The organism is Mycobacterium sp. NGS67, from assembly GCF_059812185.1.
The window spans coordinates 94,364-120,860 of the sequence record NZ_JCALCF010000019.1; the positions used below are offsets into that span (position 1 = coordinate 94,364).

The window sequence follows — 26,497 nt, forward strand, 5'->3', positions numbered from 1 at the left end:
CGCCGCGAGTGGGGAGCAATCGGAATGACGATCGATCCCGGAGCCAAAGAGCAAGTCGCGGCGTGGACCTCGTTCACGCAGAGCGATGACGTCCCTGACTGGGTAGCCAAGGCCTACACGGACAGCTATCGGGCATCGCAGGACGACGGCTCCCAAGGCGGTTCGCCGTCGTCGGTGACACCGGCGCTGCTGGCGGCCCAGTATCGGCTCGCCCGACAGCGCCGGGCGGGGGAGAGCAGCGTCGCGGTCTATCCCGTCGACGACCCGGCCGGATTCGGACCCGCGCTGCAGGTGGTCACCGAACACGGCAGCATGCTGATGGATTCGGTGACGGTACTGCTGCACCGACTGGGCGTCTTCTACACCGCGATCATGACCCCGGTGTTCGAGGTGCAGCGCAACCCGGCCGGGGAACTGCTGCGCGTCCAACCGAAATCTCAGGACAAGTCGCCCTATATCGGCGAGGCCTGGATCCACGTGCAGCTGTCCCCGTCCGTGGACCGCAAGGCGCTGGCCGAGGTGGAACGGCTGCTGCCCAAGGTGCTCGCCGACGTCCAGCGGGTCGCCTCCGACGCGACGGCGATGATCGCCACCCTCGGCGAGCTGGCCGGGGCCGTCGACGAGGACCCCGAGGGTCACTACGCCGCATCCGACCGGCATGAGGTCGCCGAACTGCTGCGCTGGCTGGACGACGGCAACTTCTTGCTATTGGGCTATCAGCCGTGTCGCGTGCAGGACGGCCTGGTCATCGGTGACGGATCCAGCGGTCTGGGGGTGTTGCGCGCACGCAGCGGCACCCGTCCCCGCCTCACCGACGACGACAAGTTGATCGTCCTGGCCCAGGCCGCCGTCGGCAGCTACCTGCGTTATGGCGCCTACCCGTACGCGATCGCCGTCCGGGAGAACGTCGGCGACGGCGTGATCGAGCACCGCTTCGTCGGGCTGTTCACCGTTGCCGCGATGAACGCCGACGTGCTGGAGATCCCGATGATCTCGCACCGGGTCCGGGATGCGCTCACTCTGGCCGGTAGCGACCCGAGCCACCCGGGCCAGTTGCTGCTCGACGTCATCCAGACCATCCCGCGACCCGAGCTTTTCACACTGAGCGCTCACCGGCTGCTGACTATGGCCAAAGCCGTCGTCGACATGGGATCGCAACGCCGCGCGCTGCTGTTCCTGCGCGCAGACCGACTCCAATTCTTCGTCTCCTGCCTGGTTTATGTGCCCCGCGACCGCTACACCACGCCCGTGCGGTTGCAGATCGAGGACATCCTGGTCCGCGAATTCGGCGGCACCCGGCTGGAATTCACCGCCCGGGTCAGCGAATCACCCTGGGCCCTCATGCATTTCATGGTGCGGTTGCCCCAGGACGGGGAGGAGCGCGGCGCACCCCCGGTGGACATCTCCGAGGCGAACCGCACCCGCATCCAGGGGTTGCTCAGCGAAGCCGCACGCACCTGGTCCGACCGGCTGATCGCCGCGGCCGCGGCGCTGCCGGAGAGCGCGGTCGAATCCGCCGACGCCGAGCATTACGCGTCCGCCTTCTCCGAGGCGTACAAGCAGACGGTCACCCCGGCCCACGCCATCGAGGACATCGCCGTCATCAACGAATTGGCTGACGACACAGTCAAACTCGTGTTCTCCGAGGCCGACGGCGACGAGTCCGCTTTGGCGCAGCTGACCTGGTTCCTGGGCGGGCGCAGCGCCTCGTTGAGCCAGCTGCTGCCGATGCTGCAGAGCATGGGTGTGGTGGTGCTCGAGGAGCGGCCGTTCACCGTCACCCGCCGCGACGGGCTGCCGGTGTGGATCTACCAGTTCAAGATCTCGCCCGACCAGACCATCCGACAGGCCTCCAGCGAGGCCGAGCGGGACGCGACCGCGCAGCGGTTCGCCGATGCGGTCACCGCGATCTGGCAAGGCCGAGTCGAAATCGACCGCTTCAACGAACTGGTCATGCGCGCCGGATTGACCTGGCAGCAGGTCGCGCTGGTACGGGCGTACGCCAAATACCTGCGGCAGGCCAACTTCCCCTACAGCCAGTCCTACATCGAGTCGGTCCTCAACGAACACGCCTCGACCGCAAGATCATTGGTGGCGTTGTTCGAGGCGCTCTTCGACCCCAGTCAAGCCTCGGGCCGGGACGCCCAGACCGCCGCCGCCGCCGTCGCCGCCGACATCGACGCATTGGTGAGCCTGGACACCGACCGGATCCTGCGTGCATTCGCCTCCCTGGTGCAGGCCACCTTGCGGACCAACTACTTCGTCACCCGGGAAGGTTCGGCCCGCAGCCGTAATGTGTTGGCGCTCAAGCTCGATGCCCAGTTGGTCGACGAGCTGCCGCTGCCCCGCCCCAAGTACGAGATCTTCGTCTACTCACCCCGGGTCGAGGGCGTGCACCTGCGCTTCGGGCCGGTGGCGCGTGGCGGGCTGCGCTGGTCGGACCGACGCGACGACTTCCGCACCGAGATTCTGGGCCTGGTCAAGGCACAAGCGGTCAAGAACGCCGTGATCGTGCCGGTCGGCGCGAAGGGCGGGTTCGTGGTGAAGCGCCCGCCGCTACCCAGTGGCGAGGCCGCGGCCGACCGCGACGCCAGTCGCGCCGAGGGCGTGGCCTGCTATCAGTTGTTCATCTCCGGCCTGCTCGACGTCACCGACAACGTCGACCAGCGCACCGGCGCGGTGAACCCGCCGTCGGACGTGGTGCGCCGCGACGGCGACGACGCCTACCTGGTGGTCGCCGCCGACAAAGGCACCGCCACCTTCTCCGACATCGCCAACGACGTCGCCAAGTCCTACGGATTCTGGCTGGGCGACGCGTTCGCCTCCGGCGGATCGGTCGGCTACGACCACAAGGCGATGGGCATCACCGCCCGCGGCGCCTGGGAAGCCGTCAAGCGCCACTTCCGCGAGATCGGCGTCGACACCCAGACCGAGGACTTCACCGTCGTCGGCGTCGGCGACATGAGCGGCGACGTGTTCGGCAACGGCATGCTGCTTTCCAAGCACATCCGGTTGATTGCCGCATTCGATCACCGCCATGTGTTCCTCGACCCTGATCCCGATGCAGCTACCTCGTGGGCCGAGCGGTCGAGGATGTTCGACCTGCCCCGGTCCAGCTGGGACGACTACGACAAGTCGCTGATCAGTGAGGGCGGCGGTGTCTACGTCCGCGACCAGAAGACGATCCCGGTCAGCCCCCAGGTTCGCGCGGCCCTCGGCATCGAGGGTGAAGCCACCGAGATGTCCCCACCCAACCTGATCCGCGCGATCCTGCAGGCCCCGGTCGACCTGCTGTTCAACGGCGGCATCGGCACCTACATCAAAGCCGAATCCGAATCGGACTCCGACGTCGGCGACCGCGCCAACGACCCGGTGCGGGTCAACGCGAATCAGGTGCGCGCCAAGGTGATCGGCGAAGGCGGCAACCTCGGGGTGACGGCGCTGGGCCGCGTCGAGTTCGACCTGTCCGGCGGCCGGATCAACACCGACGCGATGGACAACTCCGCCGGCGTGGACTGCTCCGACCACGAGGTCAACATCAAGATCCTGATCGACTCGCTGGTCACCGCGGGCAAGGTCGAACCCGAGGAGCGCACCCAGCTGCTGGAGTCGATGACGGACGAGGTCGCGCACCTGGTGCTCACCGACAACGAGGACCAGAACGACCTGATGGGCACCAGCCGGGCCAATGCGGCCAGCCTGTTGCCGGTGCACGCCGACCAGATCAGGTACCTGGTGGCCGAGCGCGGTCTGAACCGCGAGCTGGAGGCGCTGCCGTCGGAGAAGGAGATCACGCGGCGCTCGGAGGTGGGCATCGGGCTCACCTCGCCCGAGCTGGCAACGCTGATGGCGCACGTCAAGCTCGCGCTGAAGGAGGAGGTGCTGACCACCGAACTGCCCGACCAGGATGTTTTCGCCTCGCGGCTGCCGTACTACTTCCCCAAGCCGCTGCGTGACCGGTTCACCCCGGAGATCCGCAGCCACCAGCTGCGCCGCGAGATCGTCACCACGATGCTGATCAACGACCTGGTGGACACCGCGGGTATCACCTACGCCTTCCGGATCACCGAGGACGTGGGCGTCAGCCCCCTCGACGCGGTGCGCACCTACGCCGCCACCGACGCCATCTTCGGCGTGGGACACGTCTGGCGGCGCATCCGCGCGGCGAACCTGTCGGTGGCGCTGTCCGACCGCTTGACGCTGGACACCCGTCGGTTGGTCGACCGGGCCGGACGGTGGTTGCTCAACTATCGTCCGCAGCCGCTGGCGGTCGGCGCCGAGATCAACCGGTTCGCCGCCAAGGTCAAGGCATTGACGCCGCGCATGTCGGAGTGGCTGCGCGGCGACGACAAGGCCATCGTCGAAAAGGAAGCCGCCGAGTTCACCGACCTGGGCGCCCCGCCCGATCTGGCCTACCGGGTCGCGGCTGGTCTGTACCGCTACAGCCTGCTCGACATCATCGACATCGCCGACATCACCGAGATCGAGACCGCCGAGGTCGCCGACACCTACTTCGCGCTGATGGACCACCTGGGCACCGACTCGTTGTTGACGGCGGTGTCCGAGCTGCCGCGGATGGATCGCTGGCATTCCTTGGCGCGCTTGGCAATTCGGGACGACATCTATGCCTCGCTGCGGTCGCTGTGTTTCGACGTGCTGGCGGTCGGGGAGCCCGACGAGAGCGGCGAGGAGAAGATCGCCGAGTGGGAGCACATCAGCGCCTCACGGGTGGAGCGGGCTCGCCGGACGCTCAGCGAGATCCGGGAGAGCGGCGCCAAGGATCTCGCGACGCTGTCGGTGGCGGCCCGTCAGATCCGTCGCATGACCCGCACCAGCGGACGGGGGTCGTCAGGGTGAGTATCGGTTACGTCGCGCCGGTGCCGGTGCGCTGGTCGGACATCGACATGTACCAGCACGTCAACCACGCGACCATGGTCACGATCCTGGAAGAGTCGCGGGTTCCGTTTCTCTCCGAGCCGTTCGGCGCCGACATCACCACCATCGGCCTGCTGATCGCCGACGTTCGGGTCACCTACAAGGATCAGCTGCGGCTGGTCGATTCGCCGCTGCAGGTGACCATCTGGACCAAGAGGCTGCGGGCGGTGGACTTCACGCTGGGATACGAAGTGCGGTCGGTCAACGCCGACCCGGATTCGAAGCCGGCCGTCGTCGCCGAGTCTCAGCTGGCCGCGGTGCACATCGAGGAGCAGCGGCTGGTGCGCCTGACCCCTCATCATCGGGAGTACTTGCAGCGGTGGCTCAGGGACTAGGGGGAGCATCCGAGCGCGGTCTGTGGCTGGATGACCCGGCACACCGGGCGGATCTGGCCACGTTCGTCGAGCACGCGCTGCGTCTGGACGACGCCGCGGTCGTGCGGCTCCGCGTCCGGTCCGAGGGGCTGCTCACCGCTTGGGTGGCAACGGGTTTCGACGTGCTGGCCAGTCGCGTGGTAGCCGGCCGGTTGCGGCCGGACGACATGTCGGTGGGCGCTGACGCGTTGGCCCGCGGTCTGTCCAACGTGGACGCGACGGGCTATGTGGAGCCTGGGTTCGCGATGGACTCCGCGTGGCGCGGCGGATTGCCCCCGGAATCGGGGTTCACCCACCTCGACGACATCCCGGCCAGGGTGATCCTGGACCTGTCGCGCGACGGCGCCCAGTTGGCCAAGGAACACGGCAGCGCTCACGGGCCGCCGGTATCGCTGCTCGATCAGGAAGTCATCGAGGTCAGCTCCGGCGACGTCGTCGTCGGACTGCCGATGCGTTGCGTATTCGCCTTGACCGCAATGGGTTTCCTGCCGCAGTCGGCTGATGCGATCGACGAGGGAGAGCTGGTCCGGGTGCGGGCGTCGGCCGCGTGGTTGCGGGTCGACGCCCGGTTCGGGTCGGTGTATAGGCGGCGCGCGCATGCCGCGCTGGCGCTACGCTGACCGACCGCCGACGCGCGAGCAGGGGGTTCCTCCCCCTCGCGAGCAGACGCAAAATCACCCTGGAGCGTCCGCTCCCGGGTGATTTTGCGTCTGCTCGCGCAACATTACGTGCGGTAGACCATCCATAGCGGCAGCACGGAGTTGAGGTAGTCCATGAATTTCTTCAGCCCGACCCGATACTGCCCGTAACCGTAGGGATCCTCGGCGTATTCGGGGAACGCGATGCCCAGCCCGAACAGTCCGGGAGCGATGATCCCGTTCTGCGGGTTGTAGTCCAGCACCCCCCACTGAGGCGTGGCCGGCAGCTCACGGCGCTGGAACCCGACTGTATAGACGACGCGGTCGCATTCGGCGAGCTTCTCGTCGAATTCCGCACTGCGAACCCAGTACCGCTCCAAGCGGTCCGGGTAGACGCCGTCGATGTTCTCCCGGGCCCATTCGGCGGCACGGCCCTTGAGTCCGGTGTCGTCGAACAGAATCCAATCATCCAGGTACACAGCGTATTTGAGGGGACTTCGGTAGAAGTTGATCACCTTGGCCACCGGATGACGCAGCAGATGCGGCAGCGCGATCATCGACGAGTGCGACGAGCCGAACACCGCCACCGTCGCACCCTCCAACGGCTCCTGCGCCAACAGCTCTGGGTCGAGGGCGACCTGAACCGGAATCTCTTTCAGCTGCGGGTAGTCGAGCTTGGTCGGAACCGCACCGACCGCCAGAATGACGTTGGCGGAAACGATTTCGCCGTCGTCGGTCTCGATCCGCCACTGCCGGTTCTCCAGATACAGTGCGGTCGCGGTCGTCTGACACGCCGCCACCCGCTCGCGCAGGTGCCCGGTGACCCACAGCAGCGGATCCGCAACCAGCGCAAGGGCACACGTCTCCTCGGGATCGACTTCCCGCAGCGGCAACGGGGGCGCCTCGGAGAACCGGAAGGCGTCCGAACCGTTCAGGTATTCCAGAAACGTACCGGCGATGGTGTTGCTCGAGACCGACCGCCATCTGCCACCGAGGTCACCGGCGGTGAACGCTGGATCTATCCACGCGATCTGCTCCGGCGCTATCCCGTGATCGAGGAGCCGCCCGACGCCCGCGATTCCGGCCGGGCCGGCTCCGATCACTGTCCACTCGTAGCGCGCCATGCATCACATATAGAGCACGGGCGACGAATCGCGAAACGGCTACCCGACCAGCCAGGCCGCGCTGTCCGCCGGCAACCGGCCGTCCGTCAACGGAGAGCTGGCGAGGATGACTTCGCCGGAAGGCAACGAAATCGGGCTGTCGCCGGCATTGAGTGCGCAGATCAGCCCCCCGCCGCGGCGGGCGAACACCAAGGCGTCCTCGGGGCCCGGCAGCCAGTCGATCTGGGTACCGCCGAATCCGTTACGCGCCCTGCGTAATTCGATCGCTCGACGGAAGAATGACAACGTCGACTCGTCGTCGCGGAGCTGCTCTTCGACGGTGAGCCCGGCCCAGTCCGCCGGCATCGGCAGCCAGGTGTCCGGATTCGTCGAGAACCCGAACGGGGGAGCGTCGCCCGACCACGGCATCGGCACCCGGCAGCGGTCGCGGCCGCGCTCGGTGTGCCCGGAGCGTTCCCACGTCGGATCCTGCAGTACCTCGTCGGGCAGATCCACGTCGGGCAGTCCGAGCTCTTCCCCGTTGTAGATGAACACCGCGCCGGGCAGGGCGAGCATCAGCATTGCCATGGCCCGCGCACGGCGCAGTCCCCGTTGGCCGCCGCCGTACCGGGTGACCTCGCGGCCGACGTCGTGATTGGACAGGGTCCAGGTCGGGGTGGCGTTTTCCAGTGCGGCCGCGTCCAGCGAATTCTGTATGGCGTCACGGATTTCGGTGGCGTCGAACTCGGTGCGGGTGAGCCGGAAGTTGAAGCCGAGGTGCAGTTCGTCCGGGCGGAGGTATTCGGCCCATTGCGCGTTGTCGTGCACCCACACCTCGCCGACGGTGACCGCTTCGGGGTAGTCGTCCATGACCGCGCGGATGTCGCGGTGGATCGCGTGCACGTTCGGTTGGTTGAAGCGCGGGTCGTCGTCGGTGTGCCGCAGCACCTCGGGGACGTCCGGACAGTCCGGCAGCCCCTCGGGCTTGGCCATCCCGTGCGCCACGTCGATGCGGAAGCCGTCCACGCCGCGTTCCAGCCAGAACCGCAGCGTCTTTTCGAAGTCGTCGAAGATCTCCGGGTTGTCCCAGTTCAAATCCGGTTGTTCGGTGTCGAACAAGTGCAGATACCACTGCCCGGGGTTGCCGTCCGGTTCGACCACCCGGGTCCAGGCCGGCCCGCCGAACACCGACTCCCAGTTGTTGGGCGGCAACAATCCGTCGGGACCGCGCCCGTCGCGGAAGAAATACCGGTCGCGGGCCTCGCTGCCGGGCCCGGCGGCCAGCGCCGCTTGAAACCACGGATGCGCCGAACTGGTGTGGTTGGGCACCACGTCCATGGTGACTTTGATGCCGCGGGCATGCGCCGCGGCGATCAACCGTTCGAAGGCGGCCATCCCTCCGAACAGCGGGTCGATGTCGCGGGGGTCGGCGACGTCGTAACCGTGGTCGGCCATCGGCGACACGGTCACCGGGTTGACCCAGATCCCGTCCACGCCGAGCTGTCGCAGGTAGTCCAGACGGTCGGCCAGGCCGTCGAGGTCGCCGACGCCGTCACCGTTGCTGTCGGCGAACGAGCGGGGATAGACCTGGTAGAACACCGCGGACCGCCACCATTGAGTCGTCATCAGAACGCGGAGTTGACCAAAGAGTGGGCCGCCATCTCCAGGTACTGCAGCAACTGGCGCCGGTGCTCGTCGTCCAAGGTCTGCGAATCGATGGAGGCGACCGCGGTGTGCATGCAGCGCAACCACGCGTCGCGTTCGATCGGAGTGATCCGGAACGGCATGTGCCGCATCCGCAACCGGGGATGCCCGCGCCGGTCCGAATAGGTGCGCGGCCCACCCCAGTACTGCTCCAGGAACATCCGTAGGCGTTCCTCGGCGCCGGTGAGGTCTTCCTCCGGATACAACGGCCGCAGGATCTCGTCCTCGGCGACCTGCTCGTAGAAGCGCGCCACGATCGCGTCGAAGGTCGCGGCGCCGCCGACTGCGTCGTAAAAAGACTCTGGTGTTTGTTCCATCGTCTTCCATTGGAACAAACGATGTGGGCCACCCCCGCGACGAGGCACGGACACCGCCCGCTGTTCACCGGCTCGACACGGCGTGGCCGACACAAATGTCGTGCGATCGGCAGCAAATCATGGTGGACTGTCGGCGGAGGATTTATGGCGCAGCGCAACAAACGTCGTGGCCACCGCAATGTCGGTGTCGGGGCAAATGGAACCGGGCCAGCGACCGCGTCATGTCTGCACAGCGTCACCTCGGAAAACGCGACCACCCCCACCCAGGGCGCTTCGATCTGGAATCGCCGCCGGGTGCTGCTGCTGAACTCCACCTACGAGCCGCTCACCGCCTTGCCGTTGCGCCGCGCCATCGTGATGGTGATCTGCGGCAAGGCCGACGTGGTGCACGCCGACCCCACCGGCCCGGTCATCCACTCCGCGACCAGGTCGATCGCGGTCCCGTCGGTGATTCAGTTGCGGACCTATGTCCGGGTGCCGTATCGGGCCCGGGTGCCGATGACGCGGGCGGCGCTGATGCATCGCGACCGGTTCTGCTGCGCATACTGCGGCGCCAAGGCCGACACCGTCGACCATGTGGTGCCCCGCAGCCGCGGCGGTGATCACTCCTGGGAGAACTGCGTCGCGTGTTGCTCGACGTGCAACCACCGCAAGGGCGACAGGTTGTTGACCGAACTCGGTTGGTCGTTGCGACGGGCGCCGTTGCCACCCACCGGCCAGCACTGGCGACTGCTGTCGACGGTCAAAGAGTTGGACCCGCACTGGGCGCGCTATCTGGGTGAGGGTGCGGCCTGATTTCTTGGGCGCCAGGTGTGCCGGTCGCGCCTCGGGTGGGATACGGTTTGCCTCGTGAACTCTATGGAGATGCACCTGATAATTGTCGGGATTCCCCTGTTGCTGTTCGGCTTGCTGATGTTGGCGTACATGACCCGCAAAGGGCCGCACCCCGCGACCTATGACCTGTCGGAAAAGTGGACCCACCCGCCGATTCTGTGGGCGGCTACCGACGAGGCCGTCGGTGGTGCCCACGGCGGACACGGCGCGGAGTTCACGGTAGGAGGTGGCGCAAGTGGCACATGGTGAGGTGGCGACGATCGATCCTGCCGACCTGCCGAAGGGGTCGGTGATCACCGCCAGCGGACGGATTTCGGCGGTCACCGAACCCGGTGAGCTCTCGGTGCACTACCCGTTCCCGATCAACGACCTGGTCAAGGTGGACGACGCGTTGGTGTATGCGTCGCGGGCGTCCAAGGCGCGCTTCGCCGTTTACCTCGGTGACCTCGGCAGCGACACCGCCGCCCGGGCACGCGAGATCCTGGCCAGGGTCCCCACACCGAACAATGCGGTGCTGCTCGCGGTGTCGCCGAACCAGAGCGTGATCGAGGTCGTCTACGGAGCAGACGTGCGTGGTCGTGGGGCGGAGTCCGCGGCGCCGCTCGGCGTCGCCGCCGCGTCCTCGGCTTTCGAGCAGGGCAACCTGATCGACGGGCTGGTCAGCGCGATCCGGGTGCTCAGCGGGGGAATCTCCCGGCCCTAGTCCTTTTCGGCGCTGTCGAACTTGCGCGCGCGCAGCGACCGCTTCACGCCGGCCTGACCTTCCAGCACCAGCCTGCGCAGGGCGGGAGGAACCTCCGGGTCCGCCAGGAACCTGTCGGCGGCGGCAATCGCCTCCTCGGAGATGTCGGAGTAGGGATACAGGCCGATCACCACCGACTGCGCGACTTCGCTGGACCGCCGCGCCCAGACGCCCGCGATCGCGGCGAAATAGCGCTCGGTGAACGGCTTGAGCAACTCGCCCTGTCCCGGCGCGCCGATACCGGCGATCATGGCCCGGCTGAGGGCATTGGCCAGGGTGTCGTCCTCGACGACGGTGGTGAACGTGTCCTCCTTGACGCCGATCTGCGGGCGCGCCGCCGAGGCCTGCGCGCCGTGTCGCTTGCCGGCCGCGGTCGGGTCGCTCCGTACTTCAGCGTCAATACGCGGGGTTTCCGGGCCGTCGGCATCGATAACGCCGGCGGCGGCCAACGCGATCACCACCCGCCACCGCAGGTCGGTGTCGACGTCCAAACCGGCCAGTCCCTGCTCGGCGGGATCGCCCTCGAGCAGGGCTTCCAAGACGTCGGTGTGCCGCGGTGACAGCACCGAGGACAGCAGGGAGTTGACGTATGCGAGCTGATGGTCGGATCCGGGTTCGGCGCCGCGCGCCAATTCCAGCAACCGATCCGCAAGTTGCGGCCAACCGTGCTCGCGTGCCCAACCCGGATCCGCGTAGGAACCGACCGCCGTCTGCGCCTGCAGCAGCAGCCGCTGCAGCACCGTGACCTCGCTCTCGGCCTGGATTCCACCCAGTACCAGTGACACGAAATCGCGGGCACGCAGTTCGGCTTCACGCGTCATCTCCCAGGCCGCCGACCACACCAGCGTGCGCGGCAACGGCTCGGCGATGTCGGCGATACGGTCCAGGGCCGTCCGCAACGAGTCCGGGTCCAGGCGCAGCGCGCAGTAGGTGAAGTCGTCGTCGTTGACCAGGACCAGTTTGCCGCGTGAGATACCAAGCAGCGCAGGAACTTCCGTACTCGGACCGTCGACGTCTAGTTCCTCCCGGTGGACCCGGACCAGCTTGCCCTGAGAAGAATCTTCGTCGTAGATGCCGATCGCTATCCGGTGTACCCGGGTCTCACCCGCGCCCGGCGCGGCACCGCTCTGGGTGACCGCGAACCGGGTGAACTTGCCGTCGTCATCGACGTCGAAATCGGCACGCAGGGTGTTCAACCCGGTGGTCCGCAACCATTGCTGCCCCCAGTCGGACAGGTCGCGTCCCGACGCCTTCTCCAACGCTGCGACGAGATCGCTGAAAGTCGCATTGCCGAAGGCGTGCGTCTGGAAGTAGTCCCGCAAGCCGGCCAGGAAATGGTCCAGACCCACGTAGGCGACCAGCTGCTTGAGCACCGAGGCGCCCTTGGCGTAGGTGATGCCGTCGAAGTTCACCTCGACCGCGTGCAGGTCGGGGATGTCGGCGGCGATCGGATGAGTGGAGGGCATCTGGTCCTGGCGGTAGGCCCACGACTTCTCCACGGTCGCAAAGGTTGTCCACGCTTCGGTGTACTCCGTCGACTCGGCCTGGCACAGCACCGAGGCGAACGTGGCGAATGATTCGTTGAGCCACAAGTCATCCCACCACGTCATGGTGACCAGGTCGCCGAACCACATGTGGGCCATTTCGTGCAGCACCGTTTCCGCGCGCCGCTCATACGAGGCGCGGGTGACCTTGCTGCGAAAGACGTAATCCTCCAGGAACGTCACCGCGCCCGCGTTTTCCATTGCGCCGGCGTTGAATTCAGGCACGAACAGTTGGTCGTACTTACCGAAGGCGTAGGGCAGCCCGAAGTTGTTGTGATAGAAGCCGAATCCCTGTTTGGTCTCGGTGAACAACCGCTCGGCGTCCATGAACGGCGCCAGCGAGGCACGGCAGTAGATGCCCAGCGGGATTTCGCCGTGCTCGTCGCTGTACGTGTCGTTCCATACGGCGTACGGCCCGGCGATCAATGCCACCAGATAGGTGCTCATCCGTGGAGTGGTGGCGAATGTGTGCACTTTGGCGGTCTCGGCGTCCGAGACGCTGCTGGGCGCCCCGTTGGAGACCACCTGCCAGTGCGCGGGCGCCGTCACCTGAATGTCGAAGGTGGCTTTGAGGTCGGGCTGGTCGAAGCAGGCGAACATGCGCTTGGCGTCGGCGGTTTCGAACTGGGAGTACAGATACGTTTCGTCGTCGACCGGGTCGACGAAGCGGTGCAGTCCCTCGCCGGTATTGGAATAGCGGCAGTCGGCGTCCACCACCACGACGTTGCGATCGGCCAACCCGCGCAACGGGATTCCGGTCGATTCGTCGTAGCTGGACAAGTCGATGCCCTGCCCGTTGAGGGTCGCGCTGTGCACGGTGTCGGCGGCGATGTCGATGACCGTGTCGGCACCGGCAAGTGCGTCGAACACCACCGTGGTGCTGGAGCGGAAGGTGCGTGCGCCGGGGGCGCCCCTACCGTCGGTGACGTCGAGGTTGATCTGATAGCTGTGCACGGTGACCAGCGCGGCGCGTTCGACCGCCTGGTCCCGGGTGAGGTTGGGAAGTGCCACGCGCTCCAACATATCGGCTGGGCGTGCGGCGTTCCGGGTGAGCGGGAACAGTCGGCCCGCGACTACGGTTGTGTCTGAGCGGACCGTCCCGTCCCTGACCGCATAGGAGAGGACCGCAGCATGCCCGAAAAGTCCGCCTCGAAAGACAAAGCCGATTTCTGGTTCGACCCGCTGTGTCCGTGGTGCTGGATCACCTCCCGCTGGATCCTGGAGGTGGAAAAGGTCCGCGACATCGAGGTGAACTTCCACGTGATGAGCCTGGCCGTGCTCAACGAGAACCGCGAAGACCTGCCCGAGCAGTACCGGGAGATGATGGCCAGGGCTTGGGGCCCGGTGCGGGTGGCGATCGCCGCCGAGCAGGCCCACGGTGCCAAGGTGCTGGACCCGCTGTACACCGCCATGGGCACTCGGATCCACAACGAAGGCAACAAAGACCTCGACGAAGTCATCCAGCTGGGCCTGGCCGACGCCGGGTTACCCGCCGAACTGGCCGAAGCCGCCAGCAGCGACGCCTACGACGAAGCCCTGCGCAAGAGCCACCACGCCGGCATGGACGCGGTAGGCCCTGACGTGGGCACCCCGACCATCCACGTCAACGGGGTGGCGTTCTTCGGTCCGGTGATGTCGAAGATCCCGCGCGGCGAGGAAGCGGGCAAGTTGTGGGACGCCTCGGTCATTTTCGCGTCCTATCCACATTTCTTCGAGCTCAAGCGAACTCGCACCGAGTCGCCCCAGTTCGACTAGCCGATGCGGGCGCCGGTCGCGCGCTGATGCACAATGTCCGGCATGCGCGTCTACCTGGGTGCCGACCATGCCGGATTCGAGCTCAAACAGCAGATCATCGAGCACCTGAAGAAGACCGGACACGAGCCGATCGACTGCGGCGCCTTCAGCTTCGACGCCGAAGACGACTACCCGGGCTTTTGCATCGCTGCCGCCGCCCGCACGGTGGCCGATCCGGACAGTTTGGGCATCGTGCTCGGCGGGTCCGGCAACGGTGAACAGATCGCGGCCAACAAGGTGCCCGGAGCACGCTGCGCGCTGGCATGGAGTGTGGAGACCGCGGCACTGGCCCGCCAACACAACAACGCCCAGCTGATCGGGATCGGCGGGCGCATGCACACCGTCGACGAGGCGCTGGCGATCGTCGACGCGTTTCTGTCCACGCCGTGGTCGAAAGTCGAACGCCACCAACGACGTATCGACATTCTCGCCGAGTACGAGCGCACCCACCAAGCCCCGCCGGTGCCCGGTTCGACGTCCTGAAAGGTGTGAGCGCCTGTGCCCGAGGGGCATACCCTGCACCGGCTCGCCCGGCTGCACCAGCGCCGGTTCGGCGGTGCTCCGGTGGCGGTATCGAGCCCGCAGGGCCGGTTCACCGAAGCTGCCGTCGTCGACGGACAAGTGCTGCGTCGTGCCAGCGCGTGGGGTAAGCACCTGTTCCACCACTACGCCAACGGCTCAGTGGTACACGTGCATCTGGGTTTGTACGGCGCCTTCACCGAATGGGAGCGACCCGACGACGGGTCGGTGCCGGAACCGGTCGGGCAGGTCCGGATGCGCATGGTCGGGTCCGAATACGGCACCGACCTGCGCGGCCCGACGGTGTGTGAACTGCTGGACGTGAGTCAGGTCGACGACGTGGTCGCCAGGCTGGGTCCCGACCCGCTGCGCGCCGACGCCGACCCGGCCTGGCCGTGGACACGAATCAGCAAGTCGCGCAGGCCGATTGGCGCGCTGCTGATGGACCAGACCGTCATCGCCGGGGTAGGCAATGTCTACCGCAACGAGTTGCTGTTCCGGCACAACATCGACCCGCGCCGGATCGGCCAGAACATCTCCGAGGCGGAGTTCGCCGCGGCGTGGACCGACCTGCTGACTTTGATGAAGGTCGGGTTGCGGCGCGGCAAGATCGTGGTGGTCCGGCCAGAACACGACCACGGCGCACCTTCCTACGCACCCGGACGACCCCGCACCTACGTGTACCGGCGCGCCGGCGATCCGTGCCGGGTGTGCGGAGAGACGGTCCGGACCGAGGTGCTGGAAGGCCGAAATCTGTTCTGGTGCCCGACCTGTCAAACCTGACGGCCAGGTCGTTCAGTCGCCGCTCGGGATCACGCCGAGTGCCCGGTAGACCTCGTTGCTCAGGGCGACGCTGCGCGGGTCGGCGTTGGCTTTGCTGGCGTCGAACCGGTTGGACACGTACCCGTATCCGATCCGGTGTTCTAAGTCGACGAACGCGAACGATCCGCCCAGTCCGCCGTGGCCGAACATCTTCGGGTTCGGACCGTTGATGCAGCGCTGGTTGAGCATGTAGCCCAGGCCCCAGCCGTGGTCGGCGACGCGGGGTCCCAGCACGAGATCGGGCTCGAATCCGCCCTGGCATTCGCGGACCAGGTCCATGTGCTCGCGGCTGAGCAGCTTCTCCTGGGCCAGCGCGTTGTAGAACGTCGCCATGCCCAGCGCGGACACCTGGCCGTTGGTGCCGGGGAACTCCAGTCGGCGCCACAGCTGCAGGTTCTCGGTGTCCAGGTCGTCGTCGGCGAGGAATCCCATCGAGATCGCCATCCCCGCCTTGGGGTGCTCTTGCAGGCTGGTCGGGTAGCCGGGTGCGTTCAGTTCGGCCAGCAACTGCCGACCGGTCGGCTTGTTCACCCGCTCGGCGCAACGCGACTGCTCGGCGTCGGTCAGACCGATGTGGACCTCGGCGCCGATCGGTTCGGCGATCTCGGTGCGCAGGTACTGGCCGACGGTGCGGCCCGTGACGCGACGGAACACCTCGCCGAGGATGAAGCCATAGGTGGTCATGTGGTAGCCCTGCGCGGTGCCCGGCTCCCACCACGGTTCGGCGACGGCGAGCTGCTCGCAGACGTAATCCCAATCGAGCAGTTGCTCGGTGGTCAGCCGGGTACGCGGCCCGATTACGCCGGATCGGTGGCTCATCACCATGGCCAGCGTGATGTCGCGCTTGCCGGCCTGCCCGAACTCGGGCCAGTAGCGGGCCACCGGGGCGTGCAGGTCCAGTTCGCCGCGGTCGGCGAGCTGATGCACGCAGGTGGACGTCAGACCCTTGGTGCCGGACAGCACCGTGGTGAGCGTGTCCACCTGCCACGGCCGGGTGCGGGCGGCGTCGGCGAAACCGCCCCACAGGTTGACGACCAGATCCCCGTCGACCCAGACCGCGACCGCCGCGCCGACCTCGTCGCGCAGCACGAAATTGCGCTCGAACGCGTCGCGCACCCCGGCGTACTCCGACGCGCATGAGCCTTTGATATCGACGTCGCTCATGGCGCCTTTCTGTCAAGCAAAAATTCGCCCAGAGCGGGCGACGGGAATCGAACCCGCGTAGCTAGTTTGGAAGACTAGGGCTCTACCATTGAGCTACGCCCGCGTGAATCAGTCGAGCAAGACATTACGTGGTGGCGGACATCGAATCTAATCGACGCTGTCGCGTGACCGCTCCGTGAGGTTCTGGGTGCCTGGAGGTCGGTGCGTGCCCGGCGTTGCCGGGCCGTAGGATCGCGAGGTCAGCGCGGGGTGTAGCGCAGCTTGGTAGCGCATCCGCTTTGGGAGCGGAAGGCCGCAGGTTCAAATCCTGTCACCCCGACCAGCCAGACAAAGCGCACCCAGCGCGCCGGAACCAACACATCGAGGAGCACGCCGTGAAAAGCACCGTCAAGCAGTTGAGCCCCACCCGGGTTCGCATCAACGTGGAGGTGCCGTTCACCGAACTCGAACCCGATTTCCAGCGCGCCTACAAAGAGTTGGCCAAGCAGGTCCGGCTGCCCGGCTTCCGGCCCGGCAAGGCGCCGGCCCGGCTGCTGGAGGCCCGCTTCGGCCGCGAGGCACTGCTCGACCAGGTCATCGAAGAGGCGGTGCCCAGCCGTTACGGCCAGGCGCTCACCGAGTCCGACGTGCAACCGATCGGTCGGCCCAACATCCAGGTGACCAAGAAGGAGTACGGCGAGGAGCTGCAGTTCTTCGCCGAGGTCGACGTCCGTCCCAAACTGGAGATTCCCGACCTGGACGCGCTGAGCGTCTCGGTCGATCCGATCGAGGTCACCGACGCCCAGGTCGAGGCCGAACTGGACTCGCTGCGCGCCCGGTTCGGCACCCTGACCGGGGTGGACCGGACGGTGTTGATGGAGGACTTCGTCTCGATTGACCTGTCGGCGACGGTGGACGGTGAGGACGTGCCCGGTGCCGCGGCCGAGGGACTGTCCCATGAAGTCGGTTCCGGGCGGCTCATCGCAGGTCTGGACAACGCGGTCATCGGACTGGGGGTGGACGAGTCCAAGACCTTCACCGCCAAGCTGGCCACCGGCGAGCACGCCGGCACGGACGCCGAGGTGACGGTCACCGTCAGGTCGATCAAGGAACGCGAACTGCCTGAGCCCGACGACGAATTCGCCCAGCTCGCCAGCGAATTCGACACCATCGACGAACTCCGCGACAGTCTGCGCGAGCAGGTGCGTAACACCAAGCGGGCGCAGCAGGCCGACCAGATCCGTGAGGCGGCGCTGGACGCGCTGCTCGAGCGGGTCGACGTGCCGGTCCCGGACGCGGTGGTGCGCTCCCAGGTCGAGGAGACCCTGCAGGCCGCGATGAGCGGTCTCAACCAGGATCAGGCCAAGTTCGCCGAGGTGCTCGAGCAGCAGGGTTCCTCCCGCGAGGAGTTCGACGCCGAAGCTCGGGTCGCCGCGGAGAAGAACGTGAAGCGCCAGTTGCTGCTGGACGCCATCGCCGACGAACTCGACGTTCAGGTCGGGCAGGAGGACCTCACCGAACGGTTGGTGATGACATCGCGGCAATACGGCATCGAGCCGCAGCAGCTGTTCGCCTACCTGCAGGAGAACAATCAGTTGGCGGCCATGTTCGCCGACGTGCGACGCGGTCTGGCCCTCGCGGCAGTGATCGAGAAGGCGACGGTCACCGACAAGGACGGCAACGAGATCGACGCCAGCGAGTTCTTCGGCAAGCGGCACGCCGGGCACGACCACGACCACGACGATGACCACGATCACGATCACGAGGCTGACGAAACCGACGACGCGGACGAAACCGACGACGCCGACGACCCCACTGCATGACGCTGTGAGCGAACGCGCCCGTCTCGAGTAGTCCACGGGCGGGTCCGGTTGGTTAGTGTCGGTGCAACGAGCAGAAAAGAAAGTAGGTGTCCCCGCGGTGGGCAAAATGACTGACATGCGTTCGAACTCGGTGGGTCTCAACCTCACGGACTCGGTCTATGAGCGCTTGCTCGCCGAGCGCATCATCTTCCTGGGTTCGGAGGTGAACGACGAGGTCGCCAACCGGTTGTGCGCCCAGATCCTGCTGCTCGCGGCCGAGGACGGCGACAAGGACATCAACCTCTACATCAACTCGCCGGGCGGATCGATCAGCGCCGGCATGGCCATCTACGACACGATGGTGCTGGCGCCCTGCGACATCGCCACCTACGCGATGGGCATGGCCGCGTCGATGGGCGAGTTCCTGTTGGCGGCGGGCACCAAGGGCAAGCGTTACGCGCTGCCGCACGCTCGCATCCTGATGCACCAGCCGCTCGGTGGCGTCACCGGTAGTGCGGCCGACATCGCCATCCAGGCCGAGCAGTTCGCCGTGATCAAGAAGGAAATGTTCCGGCTCAACGCCGAATTCACCGGCCAGTCGATCGAACGCATCGAAGCGGACTCGGACCGCGACCGCTGGTTCACCGCGCAGGAAGCCCTCGAATACGGCTTCGTCGACCACATCATCACCCGCGCCGCTCACATCAGCAACGGAGAAGTCCAGTGAATCCTCAGACCCAGCCTCAGGCGCGCTACATCCTGCCGTCGTTCATCGAGCACTCCAGCTTCGGCGTCAAGGAATCCAACCCGTACAACAAGCTGTTCGAGGAACGCATCATCTTCCTCGGGGTGCAGGTCGACGACGCGTCGGCCAACGACATCATGGCGCAGCTGCTGGTGCTCGAGTCCCTCGATCCGGACCGCGACATCACCATGTACATCAACTCCCCGGGCGGCGGCTTCACCTCGCTGATGGCGATCTACGACACCATGCAGTACGTGCGGGCCGACATCCAGACCGTCTGCCTGGGTCAAGCCGCTTCGGCCGCGGCCGTGCTGCTGGCCGCCGGAACCCCGGGCAAGCGGATGGCGCTGCCCAACGCGCGGGTACTGATCCACCAGCCGTCGCTGTCGGGGGTCATCCAGGGACAGTTCTCCGACCTGGAGATCCAGGCCGCCGAGATCGAGCGGATGCGCACGCTGATGGAGACCACCTTGGCCCGGCACACCGGCAAGGACGCCGAGGTGATCCGCAAGGACACCGACCGCGACAAGATCCTTACCGCCGAGGACGCCAAGGACTACGGGATCATCGACACCGTTCTCGAATACCGGAAGCTGTCCGCGCAGAACGCCTGACGCCTCGCCGAGCGTGTCGCCACTGCGAAAATCCGGCCGGATTTTGACAGTGGTTACACGCTCGACGGATCGCACCGCCGGGGCACGGCGTCCACTGTAGGGTTGGTGCCTGAAGCGGCCCGCCGGCCTCGCCGGCGTAACGACCGCGACACGCCAGAGACACGGATTGCGCGTCTCGACGAGTGCCGGACGCCGACGGGAGATATGTTGCTTTCGCACGAGAAAGCGCGAATATCCAGTGAATATCAAGCAAGCTATTCGGTGTTAACGGTCGCGGCGGGCCGGAACTAACGGGTAGCGTCGTGGGATACACGCGGCAGGCAAGACGATACGGCGACACAGGAAGTAGGCCCTGAAGCATCATGGCGCGCATCGGAGACGGCGGTGACTTGCTGAAGTGCTCGTTCTGCGGGAAGAGCCAGAAGCAAGTCAAGAAACTCATCGCGGGTCCCGGGGTGTACATCTGTGATGAATGCATCGACCTGTGCAACGAGATCATCGAAGAGGAGCTCGCCGACGCCGACGACGTCAAGCTCGACGAACTGCCCAAGCCGATCGAGATCCGGGATTTCCTGGAGGGCTACGTCATCGGCCAGGACACCGCCAAGCGGACGCTGGCAGTCGCCGTCTACAACCACTACAAGCGCATCCAGGCCGGCGAGAAGGGCCGCGACTCGCGCTACGAGCCCGTCGAGCTGACCAAGTCCAACATCCTGATGCTCGGCCCCACCGGCTGCGGCAAGACCTACCTGGCTCAGACGCTGGCCAAGATGCTCAACGTGCCGTTCGCCATCGCCGACGCCACCGCGTTGACCGAGGCCGGCTACGTCGGTGAGGACGTCGAGAACATCCTGCTCAAGCTCATCCAGGCCGCCGACTATGACGTCAAGCGCGCCGAAACCGGCATCATCTACATCGACGAGGTGGACAAGATCGCCCGCAAGAGCGAGAACCCCTCGATCACCCGCGACGTCTCCGGCGAAGGCGTCCAGCAGGCGCTGTTGAAGATCCTCGAAGGCACTCAGGCGTCGGTGCCTCCGCAGGGTGGTCGCAAGCACCCGCACCAGGAGTTCATCCAGATCGACACCACCAACGTGCTGTTCATCGTCGCGGGTGCGTTCGCCGGCCTGGAGAAGATCATCTACGAACGAGTCGGCAAGCGGGGTCTGGGCTTCGGTGCCGAGGTGCGTTCCAAGGCCGAGATCGACACCACCGACCACTTCGCCGAAGTGATGCCCGAGGACCTGATCAAGTTCGGCTTGATCCCCGAGTTCATCGGCCGCCTCCCGGTCGTCGCATCGGTGACCAACCTGGACAAGGAGTCGTTGGTCAAGATCCTGTCCGAGCCGAAGAACGCGCTGGTCAAGCAGTACACGCGGCTGTTCGAGATGGACAACGTGGAACTGGAGTTCACCGGCGACGCCCTCGAAGCGATCGCCGACCAGGCCATCCACCGTGGCACCGGCGCCCGCGGTCTGCGGGCGATCATGGAAGAAGTCCTGTTGCCGGTGATGTACGACATCCCGAGTCGCGACGACGTCGCGAAAGTGGTCGTCACCAAGGAGACGGTGCAGGACAACGTGCTGCCGACCATCGTGCCCCGCAAGCAATCCCGCAGCGAGCGTCGCGACAAGACCGCCTGAGCGCACTTCCGCACCCGCGCCGCTCCGTGACCGGCGTAACGAAAGTGACCAAAACCACAGTTTTTCTGTCGACGACCGCCTCCGCCGCGCTGACTTCGGCTTTTACCTGCGTACTCGCCGGTAACGAGGTGCGGGAGGTCGAACAGACATCCTTAGAGAAGTGTCATAATTGGTACCGCCAGTGACACCAAATACGTGTCAGCGGAGACGGCACTTCGGCGCGCTTAATCTTTGAGCTGCAGCGGGGTGCCGGTCCGGGACAGCAGATGGAAGGCGGAGACGTGGATCCGAACGGCAACGGTGCCGGGACAGAGTCTCAGAATGGGTCCGGACGGCAGCGCCTGGAAAACGTCGTTATCCGGTTCGCGGGGGACTCCGGCGACGGCATGCAGTTGACCGGCGACCGGTTCACCTCCGACGCAGCGCTGTTCGGCAACGACCTCGCCACCCAGCCCAACTATCCCGCCGAGATCCGCGCTCCCGCAGGGACATTGCCGGGCGTCTCGTCGTTCCAGATCCAGATCGCCGACTACGACATCCTGACCGCCGGGGACCGGCCCGACGTGCTGGTCGCCATGAACCCGGCGGCACTGAAGGCCAATATCGGCGACCTGCCGCGCGGTGGAATGGTGATCGTGAATTCCGACGAGTTCACCAAGCGCAACCTGACGAAGGTCGGCTACGTCACCAACCCGCTGGAGACTGACGAACTCGAGGAATACGTCGTCCACTCCGTCGCGATGACCACGCTCACGCTGGGCGCCGTCGAATCGATCGGCGCGACGAAAAAGGACGGCCAGCGCGCCAAGAACATGTTCGCGCTGGGCTTGCTGTCGTGGATGTACGGACGCCCGATCCAGACCAGCGAGAACTTCATCAGGGAGAAGTTCGTCCGTAAGCCCGACGTCGCCGAGGCCAATGTGCTGGCCCTGAAGGCGGGCTGGAATTACGGCGAAACGACCGAGGCTTTCGGCACCACCTACGAAGTCTCCAAGGCCTCGCTGCCGGCCGGCGAGTACCGGCAGATATCGGGCAACACCGCGCTGGCCTACGGCATCGTCGCGGCCGGGCAGTTGGCCGACAAGCAGGTGGTGCTGGGCAGCTACCCGATCACCCCGGCCTCCGACATCCTGCACGAGCTGTCCAAACACAAGAACTTCAACGTCATCACCTTCCAGGCCGAAGACGAGATCGGCGGCATCTGCGCGGCCATCGGCGCCTCCTACGGCGGTGCCCTGGGCGTCACCAGCACGTCGGGTCCGGGGATCTCGCTGAAATCCGAGGCGCTCGGTCTGAGCGTGATGACCGAGCTGCCGCTGATCGTCATCGACGTCCAGCGCGGCGGACCCTCCACCGGTCTGCCCACCAAGACCGAACAAGCCGACCTGCTGCAGGCGCTGTTCGGGCGCAACGGCGAGTCGCCGGTCGCCGTGGTGGCGCCGCGCTCGCCTTCGGACTGCTTCGAGACCGCCCTCGAGGCGGTGCGGATCGCGGTGTCGTATCACACCCCGGTGATCGTGTTGTCCGACGGCGCGATCGCCAACGGTTCCGAGCCGTGGCGCGTCCCGGACGTCAGTTCACTGAAGCCGATCAAGCACGTCTTCGCCGAGCCCGGGAAGCCGTTCCAGCCGTACGCTCGGCATCCCGACACGCTCGCCCGCCAGTTCGCGGTGCCCGGCACACCCGGCCTGGAACACCGCATCGGTGGCCTAGAGGCGGCCAATGGCTCCGGCGCCATCTCCTACGAGCCGGTCAATCACGACCTGATGGTTCGGATACGCCAGGCCAAGATCGACGGCATCAGTGTCCCGGATCTCGAAGTGGACGACCCGACCAACGACGCCGAACTGCTGCTGATCGGCTGGGGCAGTTCCTACGGGCCCATCGGGGAGGCGTGCCGACGCGCGAGGCGCAAGGGCATCAAGGTCGCGCACGCCCACCTGCGCTACCTCAACCCGTTCCCGGCCAACCTCGGGGACGTGCTGCGTCGTTACCCGCAGGTGGTGTGCCCGGAGATGAACCTGGGTCAGCTGGCCATGCTGCTGCGGGCGAAGTACCTGGTGAACGTGCAGTCGGTGAGCAAAGTGCATGGACTGGCGTTCCTGGCCGACGAAGTGGGGCGCATCATCCGTGCCGCGCTGGGTGGCACGTTGGCCGAGATCGAACAGGACAAGGCAATGGTCGCCAAACTGGGTGCGGCAACGGTCGGCGCGGGAGCATGAAGCCCGGCGGCGATGCGATAGAGGAGGAGCGGCGCAAATGACCAGCCTGATCGGCACAGACCTCGGCGTCACGGCCAAGCCGACCAAGAACGACGGGGTGCCCACGCTGTCTATTGAAGACCAGCCCCAGAAGGGCAAGGACTTCACCAGCGACCAGGAAGTGCGCTGGTGCCCAGGCTGTGGTGACTACGTCATCCTCAACACCATCCGCAACTTCCTGCCCGAACTGGGCCTTCGTCGCGAGAACATCGTCTTCATCAGCGGCATCGGCTGCTCCAGCAGGTTCCCGTACTACCTGGAGACCTACGGTTTCCACTCGATTCACGGCCGCGCCCCCGCCATCGCCACCGGCCTGGCCCTGGCCCGCGAGGACCTGTCGGTATGGGTGGTCACCGGCGACGGAGACGCGTTGTCGATCGGTGGCAACCACTTGATCCACGCGCTGCGCCGCAACGTCAACATCACCATCTTGTTGTTCAACAACCGGATCTACGGACTGACCAAAGGCCAGTACTCGCCCACCTCGGAGGTCGGCAAGGTCACCAAGTCCACGCCCATGGGTTCGCTGGATCACCCCTTCAACCCGGTGTCGCTCGCTGTGGGCGCCGAGGCGACCTTCGTCGGCCGCGCGCTGGACTCCGACCGCGCCGGACTGTCCGAGGTACTGCGCGCCGCCGCCCAGCACCGCGGCGCCGCACTGGTCGAGATCATGCAGGACTGCCCGATCTTCAACGACGGCTCGTTCGACGCGCTGCGCAAGGAGGGCGCCGAGGAGCGGGTGATCAAGGTAAGCCACGGCGAGCCGATCGTCTTCGGCGGCAACGGGGAGTACTGCGTGGTGAAGTCGGGCTTCGGGCTCGAAGTCGCCAAGACCGCCGACGTCTCGGTGGACGAGATCGTCGTGCACGACGCACACGCCGAGGACTCGGCATACGCATTCGCCTTGTCCCGGCTGTCCGACCAGAACCTCGATCACATGGTGATGGGTATCTTCCGCGACATCAGCCGGCCGACGTACGACGACGCCGCCCGCTCACAGGTGGCGGCCGCGCAGGAGTCGGCTTCGTCGGACCAGGTCGCTTTGCAGTCGCTGCTGCGCGGCCGGGACACCTGGACCGTGGACTGAGGTGGCTGCGCAGGTGCCTGACGAAGTTTCACTTGCCGGGGTAGTCCTGGCAGGCGGTGAATCGCGACGAATGGGCCGCGACAAGGCCACCCTGACACTGCCGGGGGGTACGACGACGCTGGTGGAGCACGTCGTCGACGTCGTCGGTCAGCGCTGTTCGCCCGTCTACGTGGTGGCGGCTCCGGGACAGCCCCTGCCGGACCTGTCCGCTCCCATCCTGCGGGACGAACTCCGCGGACAGGGTCCGCTACCGGCGACCGGGCGCGGACTGCGCGCCGCAGCCGAGGCGGGAGCGTCTTTGGCTTTCGTCTCTGCCGTCGACATGCCTTCGCTCACAGCCGATTTGATCGACGAGTTGGTACGCCTGGCCGTCGAAACGAACGCCGAAGTCGTGATGCCGTGGGATGGTCGCAGCCATTACCTGGCCGCGGTGTACCGCACCGATCTGGCGGACCGGATCGACGCGTTGGTTGCTGCCGGGCAGCGCAGGATGAGGGCGCTGATCGACGCCTCAGACTCGCAGCAGATCGTGCTCGCCGACACCGACGTGCTGGCCAACGTCAACACCGAAGCCGACTTGCTGGCGCCGGCGCGGTCCGTTCGCTGAGACGACGTCCACCGCGTCGCAGCCTCAGAGCAGCTTTCCTTTCCTAACTGCCGGAAACTGAACACAGGGCGGTTTTCGTGCCGATTTCCCGCCCACCTTCAATTTTCGGCGGCATTGTCGGTGCCGAAGCGAGAAATGTGGGTATTCGACAGTTGCGCAAAGTCGATGAGGTAACCGATTACTGAATATGATTGTGCGCCAAGTCACTTCCGACTAGGTGCAGGCTTACGGCGCTATTGTTCATGTGTCGTATCGTGAAATCCGGTGGCCCATCTCACAATTTAGGCGTGATTCGGCTCACCAAAAGGGTGCGCGCTGCATAGCTCCCTCGCCGTCCGAAATGTGGACGTGACCTGCGCTGACAATTCGCGCACCGGTATGTGATCCGCGCGTGATCGGACCGAGATATCGGCGACGCCGAGATGACGAATCCGAATCGTTATCGTACGGTCCTTTTAGCCCGCAAAAGGGCGCAATAAATCGAAAATTGAATCCACGGACCCGCGTGTGAGCGGAACCGGGCCGGCGCCAACATGGCCGTCGCCTGGTGGGTGCTGGCCACTGCGCCACCCCGGACGAATCGAGTCCTCCGCTGTCGTGCCGAACCGAGACGGCACGCTCTGAAGCGATTTCATCCCCTAACAATGCAGCCCTTCTACCGGGCTGGCTTCGGCGCGCGCGCAACGAAAGGAAATAGGTTGAAGAACGTCCGCAAGACGCTCATCGTCGCCGCGATTACAGGGACGCTCGTGACCGTGCCGACCACCGGCATCGCTCATGCGGATGTCCCGGGCGTCGACCCGAACGTGGCACCTGGTTTCGACCCCAACGCGGCGGCTCCCGACGCGCCGCCGGCTCCCGAGGCAGTGGGATTCGACCCGAACCTGCCGGCTCCGGACGCCCCGGCGCCCGACGCACCCCCGGCACCCGACGCGCCCCCGGCACCCGACGCGCCCCCGGCTCCCGAGCCGGCGGCCTTCGACCCGAACCTGCCGGCCCCCGGGGCTCTGCCGGTCGACGAGGTCCCCGCACCCGCCCCGGTCAAGGCGTACAGCGTCAACTGGGACGCGATCGCGCAGTGCGAGTCCGGCGGTAACTGGGGCATCAGCACCGGCAACGGCTACTCCGGCGGGCTGCAGTTCACCCCCAGCACCTGGCGTGCCAACGGTGGCTCGGGTTCCGCTGCCGGCGCCAGCCGTGAGGAGCAGATCCGCGTGGCCGAGAACGTGCTGCGTACCCAGGGCATCGGCGCCTGGCCGGTCTGCGGCC

Annotated in this window: 21 protein-coding genes, 2 tRNA genes and 1 pseudogene; 18 read left to right on the forward strand and 6 right to left on the reverse strand. The window is 66.2% G+C overall.

What is annotated here, in order from left to right; genetic code table 11:
- The first annotated feature begins 24 nt into the window (after positions 1-24).
- The 3 genes from AC5Y4D_RS18225 to AC5Y4D_RS18235 are packed head-to-tail and all read left to right on the forward strand — an operon-like array spanning position 25 to position 5,929.
- The gene (locus tag AC5Y4D_RS18225; RefSeq protein WP_499946840.1) at positions 25-4,857 is read left to right on the forward strand and encodes an NAD-glutamate dehydrogenase; all 4,833 of its coding nucleotides are present in this window, start codon (positions 25-27) and stop codon (positions 4,855-4,857) included.
- Positions 4,854-5,270 carry an acyl-CoA thioesterase gene (locus AC5Y4D_RS18230; RefSeq protein WP_499946841.1) on the forward strand — a complete coding sequence of 139 codons (417 nt, stop codon included), beginning with the start codon at positions 4,854-4,856 and terminating at the stop codon, positions 5,268-5,270. The genes AC5Y4D_RS18225 and AC5Y4D_RS18230 overlap by 4 nt, the downstream gene beginning before the upstream one ends.
- Positions 5,255-5,929 carry a DUF8010 domain-containing protein gene (locus AC5Y4D_RS18235; protein WP_500037810.1) on the forward strand — a complete coding sequence of 225 codons (675 nt, stop codon included), beginning with the start codon at positions 5,255-5,257 and terminating at the stop codon, positions 5,927-5,929. The genes AC5Y4D_RS18230 and AC5Y4D_RS18235 overlap by 16 nt, the downstream gene beginning before the upstream one ends.
- A 104-nt stretch (positions 5,930-6,033) precedes the next feature.
- On the opposite strand, the gene AC5Y4D_RS18240 is transcribed toward AC5Y4D_RS18235, so the two are convergent.
- Genes AC5Y4D_RS18240 through AC5Y4D_RS18250 form a run of 3 tightly spaced genes read right to left on the reverse strand, consistent with a single transcriptional unit; the run spans position 6,034 to position 9,071 of the window.
- The gene (locus tag AC5Y4D_RS18240; RefSeq protein ID WP_500037823.1) at positions 6,034-7,050 is read right to left on the reverse strand and encodes a pyridine nucleotide-disulfide oxidoreductase; all 1,017 of its coding nucleotides are present in this window, start codon (positions 7,048-7,050) and stop codon (positions 6,034-6,036) included.
- 60 nt (positions 7,051-7,110) lie between these two features.
- Positions 7,111-8,676 carry a glycoside hydrolase family 13 protein gene (locus AC5Y4D_RS18245; RefSeq protein ID WP_500037811.1) on the reverse strand — a complete coding sequence of 522 codons (1,566 nt, stop codon included), beginning with the start codon at positions 8,674-8,676 and terminating at the stop codon, positions 7,111-7,113.
- The gene (locus AC5Y4D_RS18250; protein WP_499946479.1) at positions 8,676-9,071 is read right to left on the reverse strand and encodes a globin; all 396 of its coding nucleotides are present in this window, start codon (positions 9,069-9,071) and stop codon (positions 8,676-8,678) included. Before AC5Y4D_RS18250 ends, AC5Y4D_RS18245 begins: the two co-directional genes overlap by 1 nt.
- Before the next feature lie 144 nt (positions 9,072-9,215).
- On the opposite strand from AC5Y4D_RS18250, the gene AC5Y4D_RS18255 reads away from it, so the two are divergent.
- The 3 genes from AC5Y4D_RS18255 (at position 9,216) to AC5Y4D_RS18265 (ending at position 10,608) form a co-directional block, all read left to right on the forward strand.
- Positions 9,216-9,866: an HNH endonuclease gene (locus AC5Y4D_RS18255; RefSeq protein ID WP_500037812.1), complete on the forward strand. Its 651-nt coding sequence runs from the start codon at positions 9,216-9,218 to the stop codon at positions 9,864-9,866.
- A gap of 63 nt (positions 9,867-9,929) precedes the next feature.
- On the forward strand, positions 9,930-10,154 hold the full coding sequence (gene ctaJ / locus AC5Y4D_RS18260; RefSeq protein ID WP_499946481.1) for an aa3-type cytochrome oxidase subunit CtaJ: 225 nt from the start codon (positions 9,930-9,932) through the stop codon (positions 10,152-10,154).
- Positions 10,141-10,608 (forward strand): DUF5130 domain-containing protein, encoded by a 468-nt coding sequence (locus AC5Y4D_RS18265; RefSeq protein WP_500037813.1) that lies wholly within the window; start codon positions 10,141-10,143, stop codon positions 10,606-10,608. Before ctaJ ends, AC5Y4D_RS18265 begins: the two co-directional genes overlap by 14 nt.
- On the opposite strand, the gene pepN is transcribed toward AC5Y4D_RS18265, so the two are convergent.
- Entirely contained in the window at positions 10,605-13,202 is a 2,598-nt protein-coding gene (pepN, locus tag AC5Y4D_RS18270) for an aminopeptidase N (RefSeq protein ID WP_500037814.1), read from the reverse strand. The two genes, AC5Y4D_RS18265 and pepN, sit on opposite strands and share 4 nt — an antisense overlap.
- A gap of 120 nt (positions 13,203-13,322) precedes the next feature.
- On the opposite strand from pepN, the gene AC5Y4D_RS18275 reads away from it, so the two are divergent.
- Genes AC5Y4D_RS18275 through AC5Y4D_RS18285 form a run of 3 tightly spaced genes read left to right on the forward strand, consistent with a single transcriptional unit; the run spans position 13,323 to position 15,287 of the window.
- Complete coding sequence (locus AC5Y4D_RS18275; protein WP_500037815.1) at positions 13,323-13,946, forward strand: Rv2466c family mycothiol-dependent reductase; 624 nt, start codon at positions 13,323-13,325, stop codon at positions 13,944-13,946.
- Between the two features lie 42 nt (positions 13,947-13,988).
- Positions 13,989-14,468, forward strand: coding sequence for a ribose-5-phosphate isomerase (locus AC5Y4D_RS18280; RefSeq protein ID WP_500037816.1), 480 nt, complete (start codon positions 13,989-13,991; stop codon positions 14,466-14,468).
- 15 nt (positions 14,469-14,483) lie between these two features.
- Positions 14,484-15,287, forward strand: a complete 804-nt coding sequence (locus AC5Y4D_RS18285) for an Fpg/Nei family DNA glycosylase (RefSeq protein ID WP_500037817.1) — start codon at positions 14,484-14,486, stop codon at positions 15,285-15,287.
- Between the two features lie 12 nt (positions 15,288-15,299).
- Here AC5Y4D_RS18285 and AC5Y4D_RS18290 read toward each other — a convergent pair whose 3' ends face one another.
- Both AC5Y4D_RS18290 and AC5Y4D_RS18295 read right to left on the reverse strand, forming a co-directional pair.
- Positions 15,300-16,490, reverse strand: coding sequence for a serine hydrolase domain-containing protein (locus tag AC5Y4D_RS18290; RefSeq protein ID WP_500037818.1), 1,191 nt, complete (start codon positions 16,488-16,490; stop codon positions 15,300-15,302).
- 32 nt (positions 16,491-16,522) lie between these two features.
- A tRNA-Gly gene (locus tag AC5Y4D_RS18295) sits at positions 16,523-16,593 on the reverse strand.
- 142 nt (positions 16,594-16,735) lie between these two features.
- Between AC5Y4D_RS18295 and AC5Y4D_RS18300 the strand changes: the two genes are divergently transcribed.
- The 9 genes and pseudogenes from AC5Y4D_RS18300 to AC5Y4D_RS18340 form a co-directional block, all read left to right on the forward strand.
- Positions 16,736-16,812 (forward strand) — tRNA-Pro (locus AC5Y4D_RS18300).
- Positions 16,813-16,864: 52 nt separating this feature from the next.
- A pseudogene (gene tig, locus AC5Y4D_RS18305) lies at positions 16,865-18,188 on the forward strand (trigger factor); the annotation flags it as partial.
- A gap of 201 nt (positions 18,189-18,389) precedes the next feature.
- Positions 18,390-18,998, forward strand: coding sequence for an ATP-dependent Clp protease proteolytic subunit (locus AC5Y4D_RS18310; protein ID WP_499946471.1), 609 nt, complete (start codon positions 18,390-18,392; stop codon positions 18,996-18,998).
- Positions 18,995-19,630, forward strand: coding sequence for an ATP-dependent CLP protease proteolytic subunit ClpP2 (gene clpP2, locus AC5Y4D_RS18315; protein WP_499946470.1), 636 nt, complete (start codon positions 18,995-18,997; stop codon positions 19,628-19,630). Before AC5Y4D_RS18310 ends, clpP2 begins: the two co-directional genes overlap by 4 nt.
- Before the next feature lie 362 nt (positions 19,631-19,992).
- The gene (gene clpX / locus AC5Y4D_RS18320) at positions 19,993-21,273 is read left to right on the forward strand and encodes an ATP-dependent Clp protease ATP-binding subunit ClpX (RefSeq protein WP_463824864.1); all 1,281 of its coding nucleotides are present in this window, start codon (positions 19,993-19,995) and stop codon (positions 21,271-21,273) included.
- 281 nt (positions 21,274-21,554) lie between these two features.
- The gene (locus AC5Y4D_RS18325; protein ID WP_499946469.1) at positions 21,555-23,495 is read left to right on the forward strand and encodes a 2-oxoacid:acceptor oxidoreductase subunit alpha; all 1,941 of its coding nucleotides are present in this window, start codon (positions 21,555-21,557) and stop codon (positions 23,493-23,495) included.
- A gap of 37 nt (positions 23,496-23,532) precedes the next feature.
- Positions 23,533-24,621: a 2-oxoacid:ferredoxin oxidoreductase subunit beta gene (locus AC5Y4D_RS18330; protein ID WP_500037819.1), complete on the forward strand. Its 1,089-nt coding sequence runs from the start codon at positions 23,533-23,535 to the stop codon at positions 24,619-24,621.
- Between the two features lies 1 nt (position 24,622).
- Positions 24,623-25,228 carry a molybdenum cofactor guanylyltransferase gene (mobA, locus tag AC5Y4D_RS18335; protein ID WP_500037820.1) on the forward strand — a complete coding sequence of 202 codons (606 nt, stop codon included), beginning with the start codon at positions 24,623-24,625 and terminating at the stop codon, positions 25,226-25,228.
- A 698-nt stretch (positions 25,229-25,926) separates the two neighbouring features.
- The coding region (locus tag AC5Y4D_RS18340; protein ID WP_500037821.1) for a transglycosylase family protein at positions 25,927-26,497 on the forward strand (571 nt) is incomplete at its 3' end.